Genomic DNA, 22386 nt, shown 5'->3' on the forward strand with positions numbered 1-22386 from the left:
AAACCGGCTGTAAGGCGTCCCTCGGGAGCCTGCCCGGGCCGGAAGTGTGGATTCCCTCGCCTCTCGAGGTTTCTGGGCCCAGGGTGCCGGGGAGGACGTCAGCACACCCCAACCACTCCCTGACGGCGGACTGCCACGTGCCGCCGCCGACCCACGAAGAGGGGGCGAACCCACCATGGACGCATTCACCGCGGGTCTCCTGCAGCGCATCCGGGCCACGCAGTCGGACCTCAATCAGGCCCGTGAGACGGGCGACGACTTCCTCGTGGAAGTGGAGCAGGCGGAACTGGAAGATCTCCAGCGCCTCGCAGCCGAACACGGAGTCCCCGTCTCCGCCTGCTGACTCATCTCCCTGACCCCGCCAGTCCGACCCGAACCCCGGCGACCGCATGCGGCAGCCGGGGTTCCCTCATGCCCGGCCCCGGCCCCGGCCGTACGGGCGCCGCGGCGGCCGGGCCGGGGCCACCGCCCTCAGTCGTGCCAGGCCCCGGCCTCTTCCAGCAGGGGCTGCAGCGACGCGAACACCGCCGGGGTGGCGGCGAGCGCCAGCTCCCCCGAGGCCGGCCGGCCGGGCCGCCCGCCCGTGAGCGCCCCGGCCTCCCGGGCGATGAGCTCGCCCGCGGCCAGGTCCCAGGGGTTCAGCCCCCGCTCGTAGTACGCGTCCAGCCGCCCGGCGGCCACGTCGCTGAGGTCCAGCGCAGCCGATCCGCCCCGCCGGATGTCCCGCACCTTCGGGATCACCCGCTGCGCGACGTCCGCCTGCTGCTCCTTGCGCACCTGGAGGTACGCGAACCCCGTCGCGACCAGCGCCTGGTCCAGCGGGGCGGCCGCCCGGCACGCGAGGCGGACCTCCCCCAGCCAGGCCCCGCCCCCGAGCACCGCGTGGTACGTCTCGCCCCGCATCGGGGCCGCCACGACCCCGACGACGGTCGCGCCCTCGTACTCGGCGGCGATCGACACGCTCCAGCTCGGCAGCCCGTACAGGTAGTTGACGGTGCCGTCCAGCGGGTCCACGACCCACCGCACGCCGCTCGTCCCGGGGCTGTCCGCGCCCTCCTCGCCCAGCAGCCCGTCCTCGGGCCGCCGCCGCGCGAGGACACCGGTGATCAGCTTCTCCGCCGCGATGTCCATCTCGGTCACCACGTCGATCGGGCTGCTCTTCGTCGCCGCCACCGCGAGATCGGCCGGCCGGCCGTCCCGGAGCAGCTCCCCGGCCTGCCGGGCGGCGTCCAGGCCCACGTCCAGCAGTTCGGCCTTCAGCTCTTCGGAGATCACGCTCGCCCTTTCCTAGGCGTACGGGCTGTCGACGCCCGCGGCCGCCGGCCGGGGCCCGCGCGCCGGGCAGCAGCCCACCGCGCACAGATCGTGGCTGGGCCCGAGCAGCCCGAGCGCGCACCGCTCCACCGGCTCGCCCCGCTCGGCCGCGGCGCGCTCGAGCACCAGTTCCCGGACCGCCGCCGCGAACCGCGGGTCGGCCCCGACCGTCGCCGACCGGGCGACCGGGAGCCCGAGCTCCGCCGCCTTCGCCGTGGCCTCCGTGTCGAGGTCGTACAGGACCTCCATGTGGTCCGAGACGAACCCGATCGGGACCATGACCACCGCGGGCGCCCCGGCGCCGTGCAGGGCCTCCAGGTGGTCGCAGATGTCCGGCTCGAGCCACGGGATGTGCGGGGCGCCGCTGCGCGACTGGTAGACGAGCTCCCAGGGCAGCTCCGTGCCCGTCTCGGCCCGCACCGCGTCCGCGATCACCTGTGCGACGTCCAGGTGCTGCCTGACGTAGGCCCCGCCCTCGCCGTCGGCGGTGTGCTCCTCGACCGGGCCGGAGGTGTCGGCGGCCGCGGTGGGGATCGAATGCGTGGTGAAGGCCAGGTGCGCGCCGGCGCGCACCTCCTGCGGCAGCGACTCCAGCGCGGCGAGCACCCCGTCGATCATCGGCTGCACGAAGCCGGGGTGGTTGAAGTAGTGCCGCAGCTTGTCGACCTTCGGCAGCTCGGCGACGCCCTCCTCGGCCAGTGCCGCCAGCGCGTCCGCGAGGTTCTCGCGGTACTGGCGGCAGCCCGAGTACGAGGCGTACGCGCTGGTCGCGAGCACCGCGATCCGGCGGCGCCCGTCGGCGGCCATCTCCCGCATCACGTCGGTGAGGTAGGGGGCCCAGTTCCGGTTGCCCCAGTACACGGGCAGGTCCAGTCCGTGGTCGGCGAAGTCCTTGCGCAGCGCGTCCAGCAGCTCGCGGTTCTGCCCGTTGATCGGGCTGACCCCGCCGAAGCCGAAGTAGTGCTGCCCGACCTCCTTGAGCCGCTCGCGCGGGATGCCGCGCCCGCGCGTGACGTTCTCCAGGAACGGCACGACGTCGTCGGGCCCCTCGGGGCCGCCGAAGGAGAGCAGCAGGAGGGCGTCGTAGGGGCCGGCGAGGCCTTCGGCCGATGGCGGGGCGGCGGCGCGGAGCTGGTCTGACATGGCTCGAATCCTGCCACCCGGCGTCCGCGCCGGGGAAACGGCCCGGCCACGCGTCCCGCATCGCGGCATAGGTAAGGTGACCCTAAGTTTCTATGTGCGAATCCTCCCCGTGCGGGTGCCCTGTCGGCAGTCGTAACCTGTATGGGCCAATGACGTCCCTTACGGAGAGACCTTGCCCAGTCCCTACCGCGCGATCTTCGCAGCGCCCGGCACCAAGGCGTTCAGCGCAGCCGGCCTCATAGGCCGGCTGCCGATATCCATGGTGGGCGTCGGCATCCTCACGATGATCTCCGAGATCACCGGGCGCTACGCGATGGCCAGCGCCCTCACCGGCACCCTGGCCCTGGCCGCCGCATTCATCGGCCCGCAGGTGTCCCGGCTGGTGGACCAGTACGGGCAGCGGCGGGTGCTGCGCCCCGCCACCCTGATCTCCGTCGCCTCCGTCATCGCCCTGGTACTGGCCGCGGCGAACGGACTCCCCGACTGGACCCTCTTCGTCTTCGCGGCCGTCGCGGGCTGCGTGCCGAGCGTCGGCTCGATGATCCGCGCCCGCTGGACGGTGCTCTACCACGACGCGCCGCGCGAACTGCACACCGCGTACTCCTTCGAGTCCGTGGTGGACGAGGTCTGCTTCATCTTCGGCCCGATCCTGGCCATCGGGCTGTCCACCACCTGGTTCCCGGAAGCCGGCCCGGTGATCGCGGCCGGCTGCCTGCTCGTCGGCGTCTGGCTGCTCACCGCGCAGCGCTCCACCGAGCCGGCGCCGCATCCGCGCAGCCAGGACGGCGACCGGACCTCCGCCCTGCGCTCCCCCGGCCTGCAGGTGCTGACGGCCACGTTCGTGGCGACCGGCGCGATCTTCGGATCCATCGATGTATCCACCCTGGCCTTCGCCGAGGAGCAGGGCCAGAAGCCCGCCGCCAGTTTCATCCTGGCCATCTGGGCGGCCGGATCCTGTCTGGCCGGCATCGTCTTCGGCCTGCTCCATCTCAAGGGCCGGACCGAACGCAGGTGGGTACTGGGCATCTGTGCGATGGCCGTGAGTATGATCCCCCTCCTACTGGCCGGGAACCTTCCGTTTCTGGCCGTGGCGCTCTTCGTCTCGGGCCTCGCCATCGCTCCCACGATGATCACCACGATGGCCCTGATCGAGGCGCACGTACCACGCGCGAAGCTCACCGAGGGCATGACGTGGATCACCACCGGCCTCGCCGTCGGTATCGCGGTCGGCTCCTCCGTGACCGGTCTGGTCATCGACGCGGCCGGGGCTCAGCGCGGGTTCGTCGTCTCGGTCTCGGCGGGGACCGCCGCGGCGGCGGTGGCGTTCGCGGGTTACCGCCGGCTGACGAGGCCGGCGCAAGGGGAGGAGCCCTCTAGCGATGGGGACGGCGACAGCAGCAGGGAAGAACGGGCCGGCGACAGCGGGCGCGTGGCATAACTGGGCGGGCAACGTCACGGCGGCGCCCGCCCGGGTGGTGACCCCGGCCTCGGTCGGGGAGCTTCAGGAGGCGGTCCGCCGGGCCGCCGAGGACGGGCTGAAGGTGAAGGCGGTCGGCACCGGCCACTCCTTCACCGCGGCCGCCGCCACCGACGGGGTGCTCGTACGCCCGCAGGCGCTGGCCGGGATCCGGGAGATCGACCGGGCCGCCGGCACCGTGACGGTGGCCGGGGGCACGGTGCTCAAGGACCTCAACCAGGCCCTGGCCCGGGAGGGCCTGTCGCTCACGAACATGGGCGACATCATGGAGCAGACGGTCTCCGGCGCCACCAGCACCGGAACCCACGGCACCGGCCGGGACTCCGCCTCCATCGCCGCCCAGATCCGCGGCCTGGAGCTGGTCACGGCGGACGGCAGGCTGATCACGTGCTCCGAGAAGGACAATCCGGAGGTCTTCGCGGCCGCCCGGATCGGCATCGGAGCCCTCGGCATCGTCACCGCGATCACCTTCGCGGTGGAGCCGATCTTCTTCCTGACCGCCCGTGAGGAGCCCATGGGCTTCGACCGGGTGACCGCCGAGTTCGATCAGCACTTCGCGGAGAACGAGCACTTCGAGTTCTACTGGTTCCCGCACACCGGCAACTGCAACACCAAGCGCAACAACCGCAGCCAGGGCCCCGCCGCCCCGCCCGGAGCGGTGAGCGCCTGGGTCGAGGACGAGCTGCTGTCCAACGGCGTCTTCCAGGCCGTCAACTCGCTGGGCCGCGCGGTCCCGGCGGCCATCCCCTCCATCGCCCGGATCGCGAGCCGCGCCCTGTCCGCGCGCACCTACACGGACATCCCGTACAAGGTGTTCACCAGCCCGCGCCGGGTGCGCTTCGTGGAGATGGAGTACGCACTCCCGCGCGAGCAGGTCGTCGAGGCGCTGCGAGAGCTCAAGACGACGGTCGACCGCTCCGGTCTGCGGATCAGCTTCCCGGTGGAGGTCCGCACGGCCCCGGCGGACGACATCGCGCTGTCGACCGCCTCGGGGCGGGAGACCGCGTACATCGCGGTGCACATGTACAAGGGCACGCCGTACCAGGCCTACTTCACGGCCGCCGAGCGGATCTTCACCGCGCACGGCGGACGGCCGCACTGGGGCAAGGTGCACACGCGGGACGCGGAGTACTTCGCCCGGGTCTACCCGCGCTTCGGCGAGTTCACCGCGCTGCGGGACCGGCTGGACCCGGAGCGGCTGTTCGGCAACGACTACCTGCGGCGGGTGCTGGGCGAGTAACCCCCGCCCGGTGCTCAGGGGGAGTCCTGCTGCCCCTTTCCGCTCGGAGTGGGTGTGGGCGTCGGGGTCGGGGTGGGCTTCGGGCTCGGCGTCGGCGGGCTCGGACTCGGCGCCGGGCTCCCGGAGCCCGGGCCCGGGGAGTCCGGGGAGTCCGGGGACGACGGCTCGGGGCCGGGGCTCGTGCTCGGGCCCCGGCCGCCGTGCGGAGCCGAAGGGCCCGGGGAGGTCCCGGACTCCGGGGTTCCGCCGCCCTTCCCGCCGGCGCCGGGTTCCTTCCCGGGGCCGGCGGGCCGTTCGTCGTTCACCTTGCGCGTGCCGCCGGACCAGATGGTTCCGCCGCCCTGGCTGATCGCCGTACCGGAGAACGCCTCGTACGCGCCGAGGCCGCCGAGCGCGATGGCGAAGGCCGCACCCGAGGCCACCGCCGTGCGCTTCCGGCCCCGTACCCGGGTGCCGTGCACAGTGGCCTCGCCGAACTCCTCGGAGGGCGGGACCGCACGGAGCAGCAGAGTGCCGTCGGCCGCCTTCTCCCCACGGGGCAGCGGGACCTGACGACACCTCCCAGGGCGGGCGCTCTCGCGCAGCTGGTCGCCGGTGCGCTTGAAGAGGTGCTGGATGACGGGGCCGCCGGCGGTGGCGACCACGCTCACCACGCCGGCGCCGAGGATGGTCCCGTAGACGCCGAGCTTCGAGGCGAGCAGAGCCGCCGCGACGGTGGCGAGGGAGGAGCCCGCGATCTGGGCCACGCTCAGATCGAGCTTCTTCGTCCCGTCCGTCCCGGACCCCGGTTCGACTTCCGGCGCGGCCTTCTGACCCATCCTCACCCCCTGTGTGTGCTGCCTCTCGCGACCTCTCGCGCTTCACCGCTCTCAGCAGTTACTGACCGCCGAGCGAAACGGATGGTTCCGATTCTGGGGATTCTGTGAAGCAAGACACCCGAAAACGGGCGCGGTCGCAGGTCCGGCCCGATTCGGGGCAGCCCAACTCCCGCCGCCCGCGACAAGTTCGGCGGCGCGGCGGTCCACCCAGGTGGCCCGAATGGAGTACTGTGGCGAGCCCTGGGGCCGTCCTTCCTTACGGATGTCCGGACTCGGGAGAGGGGGCCGACTGATGGAGAAACGGCACTCGAGACCGGTGATCCCGCGGCATTGCACGGATTCCTGCTGCGCACAGTAACCGTTCGGTCACTGTGTGTGCCCAACAGGTAACCGTGCCATAACGGCGATCAAGGGCGCATGCCCGACACGCCGGTTGAACTCGGCAAGGTTGTGGCAGGCTGCACCCGGGCAGGCCACACTCGACTAGCGGAAGCAGCGACGCACGTGACGTCGGCAGGCACCACCCGGGAGGTCCCCATGCCCGAACTGCGTGTCGTGGCCGTCTCAAATGACGGCACACGACTGGTGCTCAAGGCTGCGGACAGCACGGAGTACACGCTTCCGATCGACGAGCGGCTGCGGGCTGCCGTGCGCAACGACCGCGCGCGCCTGAACCAGATCGAGATCGAGGTGGAGAGCCACCTCCGCCCCCGCGACATCCAGGCCCGCATACGGGCCGGCGCCTCCGCTGAGGAGGTCGCTCAACTCGCCGGCATCCCCGTCGACCGCGTACGCCGCTTCGAGGGCCCGGTGCTGGCCGAGCGCGCGTTCATGGCGGAGCGGGCCCGCAAGACCCCCGTACGCCGTCCCGGCGAGAACACCGGACCCCAGCTCGGCGAGGCGGTGCAGGAGCGGCTCACGCTGCGCGGCGCCGAGAAGGAGTCCGTCCAGTGGGACTCCTGGCGCCGTGACGACGGCACCTGGGAGGTCCTGCTGGTCTACCGGGTGGCGGGCGAACCGCACTCGGCCAGCTGGACGTACGACCCGCCGCGCCGGCTGGTCGTGGCCGTGGACGACGAGGCCCGCTCCCTGATCGGCGAGGCGGACGACCTGCCGGCGACGCCGGAGCCGAGCTTTCCGTTCGTGCCCAGGATCGCGCGGCTGCCGCGGGACCGGCCGCTGGACCGCGCGCTCGACCGGCAGCTGGAGCGAACGGCCAACCACGCAGCCCCGGCTCCGGAGCCGGAGGAGGAACGGGACACGCTGACGAGCCTGCTGGAGGCGGTACCGAGCTTCCGCGGCGACCTGGTGGTCCCGGAACGCGCCGAGCCCCCGGCGGAGGAGCCGGAGGTGGAGGAGCCCCCGGCGGCTTCGGCGAGCACCGGTGCGGGTGCCGCGTACGCGGACGTCCTGATGCCGCGCACGGTGGCGGGCCACCGCGACCGCCTGACGGGCACCACGGACCGCCAGGCGGAAGCCGACGGCGTCCGCCCGGGCCGCCGCGCGGCGGTCCCGAGCTGGGACGAGATCGTCTTCGGCACCCGCCGCAAGAAACAGGAGTAGCCACCCCCGCTCGGCTGCGCCAGCGCTGCGCGAGCGGGCCCGGGCTGCGCCCGGCTTCCCGGGGCTCCGCCCCAGGCCCTCCCCCAGCCCCCGTCCGGGGGTACCCCCACGCCGCCAACGCCGGCGGGGCTGGATGTTGCCGGCGGGGCTGGAGTGGCTACTGCGGGTCCGGGCCCGTGGCCACCGGGCGGGTCGGGTCCGCGGACCATTCCGACCAGCTGCCCGCGTACAGGGCGGCCGGAACCCCCGCGACCGCGAGCGCCAGCACCTCGTGCGCCCCCGAGACGCCCGAGCCGCAGTACACCCCGACCGGCGCCGAGCCCGAGACACCCAGCCCGGCGAACCTCGCCCGCAGCGCGTCCGCCGCGAGGAACCGCCCGTCCGCGCCCACGTTTTCCGCCGTCGGCGCCGACACCGCCCCCGGAATGTGCCCGCCGACCGGGTCGATCGGCTCGACGTCGCCCCGGTACCGCTCCCCCGCCCGCGCGTCCAGCAGGATCCCGCTGCGCGCGAGCGCCGCCGCGGCGTCCGCGTCCAGCAGCCCCACCGCCCCCGGGTTTGGCTTGAAATCGCCCTCCTCGACGGTCACCGCGTCAGCCGTCACCGGCCCGCCCGCCGCCGTCCACGCGGCCAGTCCCCCGTCCAGTACCCGCACGTCCGTGTGACCCGTCCAGCGCAACAGCCACCACGCCCGGGCGGCGGCCCACCCCTGCCCCCCGTCGTACACGACCACCGGCATGTCGGCCGAGACCCCGGCCCTGCGCATCACCGCCCCGAACTCCTCCGGCTGCGGCAGTGGGTGCCGGCCGCCCGCCCCCGCCGGACCTGCCAGTTCGCGGTCGAGGTCCACGTACACCGCGCCCGGCAGGTGCCCGGCCTCGTACTCGGACCGCAGGTTCGGGCCGCCCAGCTGCCAGCGGACGTCCAGCAGCACCGGCGGCCGGGACCGGGCCGACCCGGCCATCAGTTCGGGGACGGAAACGATCACAGAGGGTGCAGAGTTCGCAGTCATGCGGCCCATCTTCCTCCCCGCTCCACAGCCCGTGTAACAAGCCCGACATCGACAGGCCGCACCGATTCGGTCATCTCTCCCCGCTCCGGCGAAACCCGGCCGGTCGGGGCGCGCCGGACACGCCGGAGTGGAAGCATCTGGTCCGGGATGAGTGACGACGGAGGAGACGGCTGACATGACCGAGGCACCGGAAGCAACGCGGCGCCCGCCCGGCACACCGTGCTGGTCGAGTCTGATGGTGCACGGCCTCGGGACCACCGAGGCCTTCTACACCGACCTGTTCGGCTGGGAGTACGAGCCCGGCCCCCAGCCCTTCGGCCCGTACGTCCGCGCCCTGCTCGACGGCCAGGAAGTGGCCGGCATCGGGGAGATGCCGCCGGACCGGCATCTTCCGGTGGCCTGGACGACGTACTTCGCCACCGACGACGCGGACTCGACGGCCGAGACGATCCGCTCCTGCGGCGGCACGGTGGCGGTGGGCCCGCTGGACGCGGGGGCCGCGGGACGCCTGGCGATCTGCTCCGACCCGCTGGGGGCGATCTTCGGCCTCTGGCAGGCCGAGGAGCAGATCGGGACCCAGCAGCCCGGGGTCCCCGGCACGCCGGTCTGGAGCGAGCTGGTCACGCAGGACACGTCGACCGTCGGCAAGTTCTACGAGCACGTCTTCGGCCACGAGGCCGAGACGCACGGCACGGCCTCCGCCGACTTCGACTACGTGACGCTGCTGCTGGACGGGCGCCCGGTCGCCGCCGTGCACGGGGTCGGACGCTCGCTCCCGCACGACCGGGGCCCGCACTGGATGACGTACTTCGAGGTCGAGGACGCCGACACGGCCACGGCCCGGGTCCACCGGCTCGGCGGGCGCGTCGTCCAGCCGCCCCGTGAGGGGCTGACCGGCAGGGTGGCCACGGTCACGGATCCGGAGGGCGCGGTGTTCACCCTCCTGGAGTCGCGTCCCGGGAACGGCCACTGACCGGCGGCCCTCGCCGGCCCTCGCCGTGATGGCTACGAGGGCTTGGCCTCGGACAGGTGCATCAGCGCCTGGGCGGCCAGGCGGTAGCCGAAAGCACCCAGGCCGACCACGACACCGCTCGCCAGGGGGGCGATCACCGACTCGTGCCGGAACTGTTCGCGGGCCCACACGTTGCTGAGGTGCACCTCGACCCACGGCGGTGAATAGCTCGCCAGTGCGTCACGCAGACTCCATCCGGCAATCATCAGGGCACCGGGATTGACGATCGCCCCGACCGTGGTGTCGGAATGCCTGTGAATGGCGCCGACGAGGTCGCCTTCCGAATCGTGCTGGACGGAGCGAACCTCCCACCCCTTGACGCTCACTTCCCGGGCGACCGCCGCTTCGATGTCGGCGAGCGTATCCGTGCCGTATATCTCCGGCTCGCGTCGCCCCAGAATGCCCAGGTTGGGACCGTTCAAGAGAAGAACGACACTCAAGGGGACACCTCGTTATCCATTCCACCGGAGGGTTCCGGAACACCTCCATACTGTCGACGCCCTTCTGGGTGCGCCATCATCAGAATTGATAGTCCGTCGGGCACCCGCGTGATCGTCGTCCTGGCGGGCGGTGCTTCCACCTGGCGCCCACCGGGCCGGCTCTCGCCGAGGGCCGCCGCAAGAGGACCGCTGGGGACCGGCTCGATGCCGCGCGCGTCCGGTGCGAGGGCGATCCGGCGGGCGGCGGACCCGAGACCGCGTGGTGGGCGGCAAACTCCCGTTCGGCGAGGCTGCCCGGCCCTCGCGAAGCGAACTTCGCCCTTCCGGCAGCTGTCTTGATCTGCACTTGAGCCCGGCTGGAACACTCCGGCCCTCGGGAGCCCGGTGCTGAATCATGACTGGCACGTCCACCGCCACCACTCGGACGAAGCGGCGCGACTGATGATCCGATGACAGGAGATGTGATGCTCGACTCTCTGATTCGCCTGCAGACGCCCCCGGTATTTTCCGTCATGCGCACCTGCGACGGCAACTCCTGCGAGACGGTCAGATTGTCCGAGCTCTCGTTTTCCGCCTGGTCGCGCGGCGAACTCGTCGAGGCAATTCGCCTGGCGGCCGTAGCCGCCCGGATCAACCCTGAATGCGCAGACAATTGCGTGGGGCCGGCCATGGTCTGGTATTCCGTACTGCTCGTCCGGGTCCGTGAACTCGCCTCCGGGGCACGTGTACTCGCCGGCGTGGAGGAGCTGACGGCCCGCGCTGCGGAAACCGGCGGACTGGTGGCGGCTGCGCTGATCTGTTCGGCAGAACTCGCGTTCACCCGGGGAGATGTCGACTCCGCTGCCGATCTGGCGGGCCGGGGCGTCCACAGGGCGCAGCAGGCCGACCTCAACTCCCTGCTTCCCGATGCGCACACCATGTTGGCGCTGAGCGCTCTCCGGCAGGGCAACATGAGCGTGAGCCTGGACTTCGTCGATCAGCTGCGGCAGGACGCCCTTCTCGGCCGGACGGTCGACAGGCCCAGTCAGTGCGCCTGGGCCGCGGCCCAGTTCCTGGAAGTGCAGGGTGGCGCGAAGAGTGCGGCTCATCTCATCGCGGGCATCATCACGGACGACCAGCTCATCCTGGAGCTCCTGGCCTCGCAGCCGGCCGCTGCCGCCTGGCTCGTGCGGACCGCGAGGAAGCTGGGCGACGAATCCCTCGCCGCGCGGGTGGCCTCCGAGGCTTCCGGACTCGCCGCGCGCAACTGCGGGCTCCGGTCCATAGAAGCGGCGGCGGTACACGCCGAGGGGCTGCTCGAAGAGAATCCCGAACGGGTCATCGCTGCGGCCGAATCGCATCTGGACCTGTGGGCCGGCGCGTCCGCCTACGAAGATGCCGGGACTCTCCTGTCCGAACTGGACCAGGAGCGGGATCGGGCCGTCGAGATCCTCGAACGGGCGGTGGAGGGGTATACGCATTCCGCGGCCCCGCGGGATGCCCGCAGGGTCGTGAGCAAGCTCCGCTCGCTCGGTGTGCGACGCGGCCGCTATCCGCAGTACGCCGGCCAGGACGGTGTGAGCGCCGGCTCTCTCACCGTCACCGAGGCTGCGGTGGCCGAGTTGGTGAGCCAGGGGTTCACCAACTCCCAGGTCGGCGAGCACCTGTTCATCTCCGGTCACACCGTGGCGTTCCATCTGAAGAAGATCTTCCGCAAGATGAACGTGGCTTCTCGTGTGGAACTGACGCGGACGTGGAGCCGTATTTCGAGTCCGGCTCCTGAGCTCGCACAGGTCGGCTGACGTCCGGCGGTGATCACCCGGTCACACGGTCACCCGGCCTCCACGGGCAGTATCCGGCGCAGCCTTCCCGGTGGATCCTGGCGCGTGCGCCACTCGCGGGGATATCCCACGGACACCTCTTCGAAGCGGACGCCCTCGTGGTACGTGGTCCGCGGGATGTGGAGATGGCCGTAGACCATGGCGGCCACGTTGAACCTGCGGTGCCAGTCGGCGGTCAGCCGGGTGCCGCACCACATGGCGAACTCCGGGTACCACAGGACGTCCGTCGGGTGCCGGTCGAGCGGGTAGTGGTTGACGAGGACGGTGGGCAGGCCGTCGGGGAGTTCGGCGAGCCTGCGCTCCGTCTCGGCGACCCGGGCCCGGCACCAGGCCTCGCGGCTCGGGTAGGGGTCGGGGTGCAGGACGTACTCGTCGTTGCAGATGACTCCGGTGCTGTGCGCGTAGGCCAGCCCCTCCTCCTTGGTGGTGCAATCCGCCGGCAGGAAGGAGTAGTCGTACAGCAGGAACAGCGGCGCCACGGCCACGGGGCCGTCCGGCCCCTCCCAGATCGGGTAGGGGTCCTCGGGCGTGGTGACGCCCAGTTCGCGGCACAGCTCGACCAGGTATTCGTACCGGGCGACACCGCGCAGGGTGAGGGTGTCGCTCGGGTGGGTCCACAGCTCGTGGTTGCCGGGGACCCAGACGACCTTGCGGAAACGGCTCGCGAGGGTTTTCAGGCACCAGCGGATGTCGGCCACGTTCTCCGACACGTCCCCGGCTACCAGCAGCCAGTCGTCCTCCGAACCGGGTCTCATCCGCTCGACCAGGGCACGGTTCTCGGCGTAGTTGAGGTGGAGGTCGCTGATGGCCAGCAACTGCCCCTTGCCCGTACCGCCGGCCTTCCCGGTCATCCCTCGTCCCCTTCGGTGCACACGACGGGTGCCAGGAGGGACCTCTGCGCCTGCTTCGCGCACGCAACTGTCCGCGAGGGGGCGCAGGCCCCGTGCGGCGGCGAACTGGAAGTCATGTTTCTCTCCTCCTGGCACTCGTCGAGTGCCAGTCAGGCCCTCCGCTCGAGGGCGACGGCACATCCTCAGACGGTGGCGGGTGGTTGCGACGCGAGGTCGCGCGGCTTGCCTGTGCCCATACCCAGTTCCGTCTCGGCGTTCTCCTCGACCCTGGCCATGGCGGCGCGCAGGATGGGCGGCGCCATGAGCGAGGTCACGATCGCGACGAGGATGATGATGGTGTACGTCTCGGGGCCGAGGATGCCGAGCCGCAGCCCGACCATCGCCACGATCACCTCGATCACCCCGCGGGAGTTCATGCCGGCTCCGAGCGCGAGGGCCTCCCACCGGTTGAGCCCGCTCATCTTCGCGCCGATGTAGGCACCCACGAACTTGCCGAGGATGGCGACGGCGAGCACCGCGCATGCAGCGGCCAGAACGGCGGGCCTGGTCAGCGCGGTCAGGTCCATCCGGAGACCTGCCGTGGCGAAGTAGATCGGGGCGAGGAAGGCCAGCACGGTCGTCCGCAGCGGGGCCAGCTTCTCCCGGTCCAGCTCGCCGCAGGTGCTGATCAGCAGGCCGCACACGAAGGCGCCGAAGACCGCCTCCAGTCCCATCGCGTGCGTCGCCGCGGAGCCCAGCAGGACGATCAGCGCCGCCACCGCAACGGTCGGCCCGGCGTCCGGGGACCGGTTGGCCGCCCGCAGCGCGATCTTCACCACGGGGCGGCCCACCAGCACGGCGAACAGCACGACGCCTATGGGGTACAGCAGCGAGGTGGCGATCTTCCCGGTGGTCAGTCCGGCCGTTGCCATCGCCGACACGATGGAGAGCAGGAACCAGCCGATGACGTCGTCGATCACGCCGGAGGCGAGCGTCAGTTGTCCGATGTCGCGGTGGAGCAGGTTCATGTCCATCAGCGTCTTGGCGATCACCGGGATCGCGCTGACGCACAGGGCCACCCCGAGGAACAGGGCGAAGACCGTCGGGTCGGTGTCGCCCGGGAGGAACGAGGCGGGCAGCAGGAGGCCCGTGCCGACGCCGAGTACCAGGGGCAGGATCAGACCGGCGAGACTGACCTTCATCGCGGTGGCCCCGCGCCGTTTGACGAGGTCGAACTTCAGCTCCATGCCGGTGACACCGACGAGCAGCAGGACCCCCAGCTGACCCACCGCATCAAGGAGGTGCATCTGGGCGGGCTGCTTCGGCAGCAGCCAGTCGGCGAAATCCGGCAGCACGTGGCTGAGGACCGAGGGACCGAGGAGCACTCCGGCGAACAACTCGCCGACGATCGCAGGCATTTTGAACCATGCGGCCAGCTGCCCCAGAGTGATGGCCAGGAGCAGGAGGAGCGCCAGCTGGAGAAGGAGCACCAACAGCGAGTGGTGGGCGATGGTCGGGACCGGTACGGAGCCCATCTCACATCACCTCGACCCGGGGCCTGCCGGGCGTCAGGACGCTCTGGCGGACCAGTCTCTCCGTCAGCAGTTCGATCACGTCTGTGCTCTGATCGGTGAGGAAGAAGTGGCCTCCCGGGTATACCCGGAGCTCCGTCGGCCCTGTGGTGTGCGCTTCCCAGGACGCCGCTTCGTCGATCGAGACCCGGGGGTCGTTGTCTCCGGTGAGCACCGTCACCGGGCAGTCCAGCTTCCGGCCGGGTTCGTACTGGTACGTCTCGACAGCCTGGTAGTCGCTGCGGATGGCCGGCATGATCATTTCCAGCAGTTCCGGGTCGGCCAGCATGGCCGCGTCGGTTCCGCTCAGCTTGCGGAGCTCGGCCACCATCTGTGCGTCCGACCCGAGGTGGACCATGTCGTCGCGGTGGCGGGAGGGGGCCCGCCGGCCGGACGCGAAGAACCGCACGGGCGAGGGGAGGCCGGCGTCCTGCATGCGCAGCGCAAGCTCGTAGGCGATGACGGCGCCCATGCTGTGCCCGAACAACGCCAGGGGCAGATCGTCGAGGTGGCGCACGGCCGCGAAGATCTGATCCGCCAGGTCGGGGATGCTGGGGATGTTCGGCTCGTGGCGCCGGTCCTGCCGCCCCGGGTACTGGATCGCCAGCACATCCACCTCGGGCGCGAGCTCCTTGGACACGGGGAAGTAGAAGCTCGCCGATCCGCCTGCGTGCGGCAGGCATATGAGGCGGACTTTGCTGTTCGGCGCCGGGGGGCGTCGCCGGACCCATTTCTCGAATTGCTCCACTTTTTTCGACATCTTCCAGAGCCTAGGGCGGGCTTGACGGGCTGGGCATCCCTCGATCTGATAGGGCGTCTCGCATCCGGCCGGACGTCCGGGGTTCCGGCTCGTGCGAAATCTCCGGTTACGCCGATGAGTGGACCAGGTGAAACCTGGCCCACTCTGCCGGATGGCGAAATACTTCGCCTGCTGGACGAATCGGCAACGCCGGCGGCCGGTTACCGCTAACCGATGCGTTCCGCGGCGAGCTGCCAGACGGGAGCCTTGATCCGTCCCTGTTCGTCGAGTTCGACGGAATCGATGGGATTCGAGGAGAGCGCCGGGTCGAAGCGGGCAAGCGATTCGCTGACGTCCTCCGTCTCGGAGGCCGCCAGGCTGATCAGCTGCCGAATGCTCTCGGGGGTGAGCGAGGTCTGGTACAGGACCGGGCGGAGCAAGGTGATGTTCCACTGCTTGCCGACGATCTCACGGAGGTTCTTCTCGCTGACGCGCTGTGCGACGGGGAAGACCGCGGGCAGCTCTTCGGCGAAGCAGAGCAGGTGCAGCCGCGCGCCGGGCTTGGTGGCGCGGTACAGCGCATCCATGTAGCGGCGCTGGTTGTCCTCGGTCAGGCAGTGGTAGAGCCCGCTGTCGATGACCGTGTCGAAACGGTTCTCGTAACCGTCCAGGCTGGTCGCGTCGGCAACGGCGAAATCGACGTCGAGCCCCTTGGCGCGGGCCCGCTTCTGCGCCTCCTGGATCGCGGTCGGCGCCCCGTCGATGCCGGTGACCCTATAGCCGCGCGAGGCGAGGAAGATCGCGTTGTCGCCGAGTCCGCAGCCGACGTCGATCACGTCGCCGCTGACCTGGCCCGCACCCTCGGCCGCGATCACGGCCGGCTGCGCATCGGCGATGTCCCACGGCGCGAGGATCCCGACCGGCGCGTCTCCCCGATATCCCTGGTAAACGGCTTCCAGGTTGAGGTGTTCCAGCGAGAAGTTCTCTAGGTTCTGTTCGGTCACGTGATCCTCCAGCGAGCGCCCCGAGTGAAATCGGCGGACCCATTTTGAATTGGTCGGGACCGGTGCCGATCCCGCGACTTGCATGATCCTTCCAGACCCTAGGACAGACCTGACGGGCCGGGCATCCCTCGATCTGATAGGACAATGCGCAACGCCTCGAGATACGAGGTGCGCTACCAGATCAAGGGATGCCCGGCCCGTCGCGCATTCCCTACCCTGAAAGGAAATTCTCGCGAACGCACCGCCCGGTTCCGGGGTGTCGCCCGCGAGCGGGAGCGCGGCCGGTGCCGTCCTGAATCGTGGCGCGCTCGCCTGGCCCGAAGGAATGAGTGCAATGACTCCAGAAGACACGTTCGTGCGGTTCCGCGAATACATGCTGGGACCGGCGAGGTTCATGACCCTGCTGTCCTGTTTCGAGCTCGGCATCATCGATGCGCTCCGGAAAGAGCCCGGCATGACCACGGACCGGCTCGGCGAGACCGTCGGTGCCACGGCGGGTGCCGTGGAACAGCTCCTCCACCTGCCGGTCAAGGAGGGGTTCATCGCGTACGACGAGGCTTCCGGCGGCTACTCCCTCGACGCTCTCGCGGACATTGCCGAGGCCGACCTCGGGCGGCTGCTCACCGTGATGGACATGATCAAGGTCGTCATGCTCAGGCAGATGTTCTACCTCACCGAAAGCGTTCAGACCGGCACGGTCGTCGGCCTGGACAAGTTCTACGGGTTCAAGGGAAATCTGTACGAGGCCGTGGGCGAGCACAAGGACCTGCGCGAATCCTGGGCCACCATGATGGACGACGTCACCGCCCACGTGGATCCCTGGTTCTTCCGCAACCTCCGCATACCAGCAGGCTCGAAGGTGCTCGATCTCGCCGGGAACACCGGTCTCGGAGCGATCATGACCTATCGGCTGAAGGCGTCGCCCGGGCTTCGCGTGACGACTTTCGACCTGCCCGAGAAGGAAGAGGAATGCCTCGAGACCTTCCGCACCCACGGCGTCGAGAAGCACTGCTCGTTCATCGGCGGTGACGTCTTCGCAAGCGTTCCCAAGGGCTTCGACGTCGTCCTGATCAAGCACTTCCTGGACATGTTCGACAAGGAGGACGTGGTCAGGATCCTCACCAGCGTCAGCAATGCGCTGGAAGTCGGCGGGCAGGTCAACATCCTGGTGCCGGTGTACCCCGACGACGTCAAGGACCCCAGCAGCGCCGGCGTCGACCTGTTCCCCGTCTACTTCCTCTCCGGCGCCATGGGCAAGGGAGGGCCGCAGAAGCTGTCGGCCTACCGGAGCTGGGTGGAGGAGTGCGGGTTCGAGGTCACGAAGACGGTGGCCCAGGACCTCACCAAGACACCGGGAGCCCTTATCGCGCACGGCATCCTGTGCGCGACGAAGGTCGCATGAGCAGGTGAACGCGGGTGGGCCCGCGCGCCGGGGGGCTGCGACCCCGGCCGGCCGGACCGGGTGCGGACCCGGCCCCCGCCGGCCGGGATCGCCCGGCGGGGGCCGGGTTCAGACGAGCTGCAGCGGAAGCCGGTCGACCCTGGTGAACCCGGGTCGCAGCGTCCACGGGATCTGCTCCCGCCCGACCGCCAGGGACAGGTCGGGGAACCGGGTGAACAGCGCGTGCAGCGCCACCTCCGCCTCCTGGCGGGCCAGCACGGCACCGAGGCAGTAGTGCAACCCCTGCCCGAAACCGAGGTGGCTCTCGGTGCGTTCGGTCTCCCGGCCGACGTCCAGCCGCTCGGGGTCGTCGAATCGGCGCGGGTCGGTGTTCGCGGCGAGGAGCAGCGGGATGACCGGCGCCCCCGCCGGGATCGTCACGCCGCCCAGCTCGACCTCCTCCGACGGGTACCGGGGCTGCCCGAACTGGACCGGCCCCAGTCGCGTCAGCTCGTCCACCGCCTGAGGCCACCGGGACGGGTCGGCGCGCAGCAGTGCGAGCTGGTCCGGGTGCCCGAGCAGGGCGAGTACCGAATTGCCGAGCAAGGAGGTCGTCGTCTCGTGCCCGGTGATCACAAGGGTGAAGACCAGCGTGACCATCTCCCGGTCGGAGAGGCGGTCGCCGTCGTCCTCCTGGGCCTGCACGAGTGCGGTGACCAGGTCGTCGCGCGGCTCGGCACGCCGGCGAGCGATCAGGTCCAGCACGTGGTCGACGCACTCGCGAAAGACGGTCGGGAGGCTCTCGACGTGCGCCAAGGGGGCGGACAGCATGCCCGCCCACTCGTGCCACCGGGGACGATCGGCCTCGTCGATGCCGACCAGCTCGCAGATCACGGTGATCGGCAGCGGGTAGCAGAAGGACTCCATGAGTTCGACCGGCGCGCCGTCGCGTGCGGCCTCGGCCAACCGGTCGAGGAGCGCCGCGGTGATCTCCTCGACCCGTGGGCGCAGCGCGGACACGCGCCGCGCGGTGAACGCCCGGGAGACCAGCTTGCGCAGCCGGCGGTGGTGGGCGCCGTCGACTTCGACGATCTTGTCGGCGAGGTAGTCGACCAGGTCGGACGGGATGTTGAGCCGCTTCATGATCGTGGTCCGGACGTCCGGGCCTCCCGGCACCGAGGCCGGGTTGTTGAGGAACCGTGGGTCGGTCAGAACCCGGCGGACATCGGCGTAGCGGGTGACCAGCCACATCGGCGGCCCGCCCATCATCGTGCCGGTCAGGATCGGCGCCTGCTCGCGCATCCGCGCGTACCCGGCGAACGGGTCGGCTATCAGGTCCGGCGAGAGGAGCTCGACCGGGTCGGCCGGGGTCTCGGCGGTGGCGGTCATAAGGTCGCTCACTTCCGTATCGGAGAAAAGGCTTACCGACCCACCGATATGAGGTGGGCACACGGGACGGGCTTTTGCCGTTCAGGGCCGAACGAAACCGGCACAACCGGATTTCGAACTGCACCGGCCGCTTCAGCGGGCCCGGCTCTTCGGCAAGTTATGGCAGGAATGACCGACAACACATCCCTCATCCTGATAGAGTTTCCTGATCCTTGACACGCCTCGAACACCGGAATACTATTCTGGCAATTTTCCAGCGTGGCGGAATTCAGCCCTTCAAACAGCGCGGACCTGTGAAGTCTTCCTTGACGCCGTTTTTCGAAGTGCGCGCTGATCTGCCCACGGCATGCGAGTAGGGGCACGATGCCAACCATGCGACCGAACGAAACGAACTCGAATCCGACGGACACCGACGTCGTCATCGTGGGCAACGGGCCGATCGGTGCCGCGCTCTCGGTGCTGCTCGCCCAGCGCGGCTGGCGGGTGACCGTACTCGAGCGCCGCGCCCGGCCGTACCGGCTTCCCCGGGCGACCAGCTTCGACGGGGAGACCGCGCGGCTCCTGGCGGCCACCGGGATCGGCCCGGACCTGGGCCGGGTCACCGAGCCGGCCAACGGCTACCAGTGGCAGACCCCCTCCGGCGCGGCGCTGCTGGACATCGAGTTCACCACGGCCGGTCCCTACGGCTGGCCGGACGCCAACACGATGCACCAGCCGGCCCTGGAAGAGCTGATCGCCGCCAGGGCGGCGGCACTTCCCGGCATCACGGTGCTGCGCGGGCACGAGGTCGTGAAGATCGCCGACGGCGGGGAACGGGTTGAGGTGACGGCGGCCACCGACGACGACGCGACACGCGTCCTCTCCGCACGGTGGGTCGTGGGGTGCGACGGAGCCAACAGCTTCGTGCGCGACCACCTCGACGTCTCCGTGACGGACCTCGGGTTCTCCTACGAGTGGCTGCTCTGCGACGTCGAACTGCGCCGGCCGCGCGAGTTCACCCCCACCAACGTGCAGATCTGTGATCCGGCCAGGCCCACGACCGTGGTGGCCAGCGGCCCCGGGCGCCGGCGCTGGGAGTTCATGCGCCTGCCCGGCGAGAGCACGGCCGAGCTCAACCGGGACGAGACGGCCTGGCGGCTGCTGGCGCCGTTCGGCGTCACCCCCGACACGGCCACCCTGCTGCGCAGCACCACGTACATCTTCCAGGCCCGTTGGGCCGACCAGTGGCGCGTGGGCCGTGTCCTGCTGGCCGGAGACGCGGCCCATCTCATGCCGCCCTTCGCCGGGCAGGGCATGTGCTCCGGCATCCGGGACGTCGTCAACCTGGCGTGGAAGCTGGACCTGACGCTGCGCGGCCTCGCGGACGAGTCCGTACTGGACAGCTACACGGAGGAACGCCGGGCGCAGGCCAAGGAGGCGATCCTGGCGTCGGTCCAGCTGGGCCGGGTGATCTGTGTGACGGACCCGGCGGCGGCCGCCGACCGGGATGCCACGGTGCTGGCCAACCGGCGAGGCAAGCCGGCGGGGCGGCCGGAGCCGGCGAAGGCACTCTCGGGCGGGCTGCTGCACCGGCCGGCCGGAGCGGAGGCGGCCGAGGCGCCCGCGGGTGCCGTCGTACCGCAGGGACGCGTGGCGCACCAGGGCCCCGCCGAGCTGTTCGACGATGTCGTCGGCCGTGGTTTCGTCCTGCTGACCACCGACGATCCGCACACCCTGCTCGACGAGGAGCGGCTGTCCTTCCTCGCCGGCATCGGGGCCCACGTGGTGCGGCTGCTGCCGCCCGGACAGGCATCCGACGGGCACGGCTCGGCCGGTGCGATCGGCGTGGTGGATACGGACGAGGTCTACGGGCCGTATCTGGCGCGGTTCGGGGCGAGTTCGCTGCTCGTCCGTCCGGACTACCACGTCTTCGGCGCCGCGAGCGGCCCGGGCGGCACCGAAGCGCTGGTCGACGACCTGCGGGACCAGTTGCGCGCCGCGGTGCCGGCCGGTGCACCGCACCGGGCCGGCTGACGGTCGTACGCGGTCAGGGCGCGGCCAGGCGGGCGAGCGCCACCGCGCCGCGCAACGAGGAAAGGCCCCCCAGCGCTGCCGGCTCCACCGGCAGCGGGGGTTGGCCCGGGCGGGCCAGCTCGGCGAGGTGACCGGACACCAGCCCGATGAGCTCGGGGAGGCCGGCCGCGAAGCCGCCGCCGATCAGGGCGAGCCGGGGATGGACCAGTTCCTGGACGCCGGCCACCGCGGCGGCCAGGGCTCGGGAGGTCTCCTCGACTGCGGTGACCGCCCACGGCGCCCCTTCGCGCAGCGCCCGCCGCAGTTCCTCGAAGGGGACGGGCGCTCCCCGCACAAGGGCCGCGCGGCCCAGGGTGGCCGGTCCGGAGGCGATCGCCTGGAGGCATCCCCGGCGGCCGCAGACGCACTGCGCACCGCCCATCGCGACGATCACGTGTCCGATCTCGAAGGAGCCGCGGCCGAGCCCGGGGCACAGCGCCCCCTGCAGGACGAGGCCGCCGCCGATGCCGGTGCCCACCCCGAGGTAGAGCAGGTCGTCGCAGCCCGACGCCCGGGCTTCCGCGAGGGCACCGAGGTCGCCGTCGTCCGCCCGGGCGACGGCTGCTTCGGGGAACAGCGCGCGCAGCGACGCGTCCAGGTCGAGCCCGTTCCACTCCGGCCGGCTGGGCCAGGCGGTGACCCGGCCGGCCGGGTCGACCGTGCCGGGCATCGCGACGCCCACCGCGCGGAGCGGTACTCCGAGTCTCGCCCGCAGTTGCTCCACGTGGTGGGCGAGTTGGGCGAGGTCCCGGTCGGCGCTGTGCCGCGGGCCCCACCGGAAGGCGGACTCGTCGACGCACTCCGCGCCGGCCTCCACCCGGAAGGCGACCTTGGTGCCCCCGATGTCGACACCGAGGTGATGTGCCTTCTCCATGCCCTTGGACGACCCTCAGCCGCGGGGCACGGAGGGGCACAGCGCCAGCAGTTCGGCCGGGCGGTGCAGGACGGCGCCCGGCAGAGCACCCAGCAGTGCGTCCTCGTCGTCCACCTCGGCCCACAGCGCGGCGGCCGAGGCCACACCGGCGCCGTGGGCGCTGGCGATGTCGGTCGGTGCGTCACCGATCATGATCGCCTCCTCGGCCGGCAGTCCCAGCAGCTCGAGAGCGCGCACGACGATGTCCGGGGCGGGCTTCGGGTGGGCGACCTCGTCCGAGCCGATCACGTGGTCGAAGAAGGGGAGCAGGCCCAGCTGTTCGAGCAGGGACCGCGCCCGCGGCCCGCTCTTGCCGGTGGCCACTGCGAGCTTGTACCCACGCGTCCGCAGGGTCAGCAGCAGCTCGGCCATGCCCTCGAAGACCGGCACCTGGTGCGCGAGCCGGTAGCTCTCGCGGACGAAGGGCTCCTCCATCTCCAGCGGGAGGCCCATGATCCGCATGATGTCCGGGAAGTAGCGCCCCTGGTGGCGTCGGTACTCCTCGAACGGCGCCTGGCCCTCCCCCACGACCTCCTTGTAGGCGATGGCGAAAGCCTCTTCCATCACCGCGAAGCTGTCGACGATGACCCCGTCCAGGTCGAAGATCACGGCGCGCCTGACCGACGGGCGCGTCTGTGTCACCGTCGCTGATGTCCCTGCCATTGAAA

Annotated in this window: 20 protein-coding genes; 8 read left to right on the forward strand and 12 right to left on the reverse strand. The window is 70.9% G+C overall.

Annotated features, from left to right (window positions below):
* The first annotated feature begins 175 nt into the window (after positions 1-175).
* The gene (locus OHT74_RS10215; protein WP_199920421.1) at positions 176-343 is read left to right on the forward strand and encodes a hypothetical protein; all 168 of its coding nucleotides are present in this window, start codon (positions 176-178) and stop codon (positions 341-343) included.
* Between the two features lie 128 nt (positions 344-471).
* Here OHT74_RS10215 and OHT74_RS10220 read toward each other — a convergent pair whose 3' ends face one another.
* Complete coding sequence (locus tag OHT74_RS10220) at positions 472-1275, reverse strand: inositol monophosphatase family protein (protein ID WP_443047339.1); 804 nt, start codon at positions 1273-1275, stop codon at positions 472-474.
* Between the two features lie 12 nt (positions 1276-1287).
* On the reverse strand, positions 1288-2457 hold the full coding sequence (locus OHT74_RS10225; protein ID WP_328620086.1) for a ferrochelatase: 1170 nt from the start codon (positions 2455-2457) through the stop codon (positions 1288-1290).
* A gap of 172 nt (positions 2458-2629) precedes the next feature.
* Here OHT74_RS10225 and OHT74_RS10230 point away from each other — a divergent pair, with 172 nt between their 5' ends.
* Together OHT74_RS10230 and OHT74_RS10235 are read left to right on the forward strand one after the other, a co-directional pair.
* Positions 2630-3895, forward strand: a complete 1266-nt coding sequence (locus tag OHT74_RS10230; RefSeq protein ID WP_266662877.1) for an MFS transporter — start codon at positions 2630-2632, stop codon at positions 3893-3895.
* Positions 3837-5174: a D-arabinono-1,4-lactone oxidase gene (locus OHT74_RS10235; protein WP_328620087.1), complete on the forward strand. Its 1338-nt coding sequence runs from the start codon at positions 3837-3839 to the stop codon at positions 5172-5174. Before OHT74_RS10230 ends, OHT74_RS10235 begins: the two co-directional genes overlap by 59 nt.
* A gap of 14 nt (positions 5175-5188) precedes the next feature.
* Here the strand turns inward: OHT74_RS10235 and OHT74_RS10240 are convergent, their stop codons facing one another.
* Positions 5189-5992, reverse strand: coding sequence for a hypothetical protein (locus OHT74_RS10240; RefSeq protein WP_328620088.1), 804 nt, complete (start codon positions 5990-5992; stop codon positions 5189-5191).
* A 537-nt stretch (positions 5993-6529) separates the two neighbouring features.
* Between OHT74_RS10240 and sepH the strand changes: the two genes are divergently transcribed.
* Positions 6530-7555: a septation protein SepH gene (gene sepH, locus OHT74_RS10245; protein ID WP_266662884.1), complete on the forward strand. Its 1026-nt coding sequence runs from the start codon at positions 6530-6532 to the stop codon at positions 7553-7555.
* 157 nt (positions 7556-7712) lie between these two features.
* Here the strand turns inward: sepH and OHT74_RS10250 are convergent, their stop codons facing one another.
* A complete protein-coding gene (locus tag OHT74_RS10250) occupies positions 7713-8567 on the reverse strand; it encodes a sulfurtransferase (protein ID WP_443047340.1) in 855 nt (284 codons plus the stop codon).
* Positions 8568-8742: 175 nt separating this feature from the next.
* Here OHT74_RS10250 and OHT74_RS10255 point away from each other — a divergent pair, with 175 nt between their 5' ends.
* Entirely contained in the window at positions 8743-9540 is a 798-nt protein-coding gene (locus tag OHT74_RS10255; protein WP_266662886.1) for a VOC family protein, read from the forward strand.
* A 32-nt stretch (positions 9541-9572) separates the two neighbouring features.
* On the opposite strand, the gene OHT74_RS10260 is transcribed toward OHT74_RS10255, so the two are convergent.
* Positions 9573-10019, reverse strand: a complete 447-nt coding sequence (locus OHT74_RS10260) for a type II 3-dehydroquinate dehydratase (protein ID WP_266662888.1) — start codon at positions 10017-10019, stop codon at positions 9573-9575.
* Positions 10020-10483: 464 nt separating this feature from the next.
* Here OHT74_RS10260 and OHT74_RS10265 point away from each other — a divergent pair, with 464 nt between their 5' ends.
* Complete coding sequence (locus tag OHT74_RS10265) at positions 10484-11800, forward strand: LuxR C-terminal-related transcriptional regulator (RefSeq protein ID WP_328620089.1); 1317 nt, start codon at positions 10484-10486, stop codon at positions 11798-11800.
* 29 nt (positions 11801-11829) lie between these two features.
* Here the strand turns inward: OHT74_RS10265 and OHT74_RS10270 are convergent, their stop codons facing one another.
* The 4 genes from OHT74_RS10270 to OHT74_RS10285 form a co-directional block, all read right to left on the reverse strand.
* Complete coding sequence (locus OHT74_RS10270) at positions 11830-12690, reverse strand: metallophosphoesterase family protein (protein WP_328620090.1); 861 nt, start codon at positions 12688-12690, stop codon at positions 11830-11832.
* Between the two features lie 182 nt (positions 12691-12872).
* Positions 12873-14204, reverse strand: a complete 1332-nt coding sequence (locus tag OHT74_RS10275) for a cation:proton antiporter (RefSeq protein ID WP_266662894.1) — start codon at positions 14202-14204, stop codon at positions 12873-12875.
* 1 nt (position 14205) lies between these two features.
* On the reverse strand, positions 14206-15000 hold the full coding sequence (locus tag OHT74_RS10280; protein WP_328620091.1) for a thioesterase II family protein: 795 nt from the start codon (positions 14998-15000) through the stop codon (positions 14206-14208).
* Between the two features lie 206 nt (positions 15001-15206).
* The gene (locus OHT74_RS10285; protein WP_266997410.1) at positions 15207-15983 is read right to left on the reverse strand and encodes a class I SAM-dependent methyltransferase; all 777 of its coding nucleotides are present in this window, start codon (positions 15981-15983) and stop codon (positions 15207-15209) included.
* A gap of 334 nt (positions 15984-16317) precedes the next feature.
* Between OHT74_RS10285 and OHT74_RS10290 the strand changes: the two genes are divergently transcribed.
* A complete protein-coding gene (locus OHT74_RS10290) occupies positions 16318-17385 on the forward strand; it encodes a methyltransferase (RefSeq protein ID WP_328620092.1) in 1068 nt (355 codons plus the stop codon).
* Between the two features lie 108 nt (positions 17386-17493).
* Here the strand turns inward: OHT74_RS10290 and OHT74_RS10295 are convergent, their stop codons facing one another.
* Positions 17494-18765: a cytochrome P450 family protein gene (locus OHT74_RS10295; protein ID WP_266662902.1), complete on the reverse strand. Its 1272-nt coding sequence runs from the start codon at positions 18763-18765 to the stop codon at positions 17494-17496.
* Positions 18766-19125: 360 nt separating this feature from the next.
* Between OHT74_RS10295 and mhpA the strand changes: the two genes are divergently transcribed.
* Positions 19126-20766 carry a bifunctional 3-(3-hydroxy-phenyl)propionate/3-hydroxycinnamic acid hydroxylase MhpA gene (mhpA, locus tag OHT74_RS10300; RefSeq protein WP_328620093.1) on the forward strand — a complete coding sequence of 547 codons (1641 nt, stop codon included), beginning with the start codon at positions 19126-19128 and terminating at the stop codon, positions 20764-20766.
* 13 nt (positions 20767-20779) lie between these two features.
* Here mhpA and OHT74_RS10305 read toward each other — a convergent pair whose 3' ends face one another.
* The gene (locus OHT74_RS10305; protein ID WP_328620094.1) at positions 20780-21679 is read right to left on the reverse strand and encodes an ROK family protein; all 900 of its coding nucleotides are present in this window, start codon (positions 21677-21679) and stop codon (positions 20780-20782) included.
* A gap of 15 nt (positions 21680-21694) precedes the next feature.
* Positions 21695-22360, reverse strand: a complete 666-nt coding sequence (locus tag OHT74_RS10310) for an HAD-IA family hydrolase (RefSeq protein WP_266662908.1) — start codon at positions 22358-22360, stop codon at positions 21695-21697.
* Positions 22361-22386: the final 26 nt, after the last annotated feature.

The organism is Streptomyces sp. NBC_00354 (genome assembly GCF_036106915.1).
Taxonomy (GTDB): Bacteria; Actinomycetota; Actinomycetes; order Streptomycetales; family Streptomycetaceae; genus Streptomyces.

What these genes read in the sequence shown, in the direction of transcription:
- OHT74_RS10215 (WP_199920421.1), top strand. Translation starts at nt 176, where the DNA reads ATGGACGCATTCACCGCGGGTCTCCTGCAGCGCATCCGGGCCACGCAG.
- OHT74_RS10225 (WP_328620086.1), bottom strand. Translation starts at nt 2,457, where the DNA reads ATGTCAGACCAGCTCCGCGCCGCCGCCCCGCCATCGGCCGAAGGCCTC.
- OHT74_RS10235 (WP_328620087.1), top strand. Translation starts at nt 3,837, where the DNA reads ATGGGGACGGCGACAGCAGCAGGGAAGAACGGGCCGGCGACAGCGGGC.
- OHT74_RS10240 (WP_328620088.1), bottom strand. Translation starts at nt 5,992, where the DNA reads ATGGGTCAGAAGGCCGCGCCGGAAGTCGAACCGGGGTCCGGGACGGAC.
- sepH (WP_266662884.1), top strand. Translation starts at nt 6,530, where the DNA reads ATGCCCGAACTGCGTGTCGTGGCCGTCTCAAATGACGGCACACGACTG.
- OHT74_RS10250 (WP_443047340.1), bottom strand. Translation starts at nt 8,567, where the DNA reads ATGACTGCGAACTCTGCACCCTCTGTGATCGTTTCCGTCCCCGAACTG.
- OHT74_RS10255 (WP_266662886.1), top strand. Translation starts at nt 8,743, where the DNA reads ATGACCGAGGCACCGGAAGCAACGCGGCGCCCGCCCGGCACACCGTGC.
- OHT74_RS10265 (WP_328620089.1), top strand. Translation starts at nt 10,484, where the DNA reads ATGCTCGACTCTCTGATTCGCCTGCAGACGCCCCCGGTATTTTCCGTC.
- OHT74_RS10270 (WP_328620090.1), bottom strand. Translation starts at nt 12,690, where the DNA reads ATGACCGGGAAGGCCGGCGGTACGGGCAAGGGGCAGTTGCTGGCCATC.
- OHT74_RS10275 (WP_266662894.1), bottom strand. Translation starts at nt 14,204, where the DNA reads ATGGGCTCCGTACCGGTCCCGACCATCGCCCACCACTCGCTGTTGGTG.
- OHT74_RS10280 (WP_328620091.1), bottom strand. Translation starts at nt 15,000, where the DNA reads ATGTCGAAAAAAGTGGAGCAATTCGAGAAATGGGTCCGGCGACGCCCC.
- OHT74_RS10290 (WP_328620092.1), top strand. Translation starts at nt 16,318, where the DNA reads ATGACTCCAGAAGACACGTTCGTGCGGTTCCGCGAATACATGCTGGGA.
- mhpA (WP_328620093.1), top strand. Translation starts at nt 19,126, where the DNA reads ATGCGACCGAACGAAACGAACTCGAATCCGACGGACACCGACGTCGTC.
- OHT74_RS10305 (WP_328620094.1), bottom strand. Translation starts at nt 21,679, where the DNA reads ATGGAGAAGGCACATCACCTCGGTGTCGACATCGGGGGCACCAAGGTC.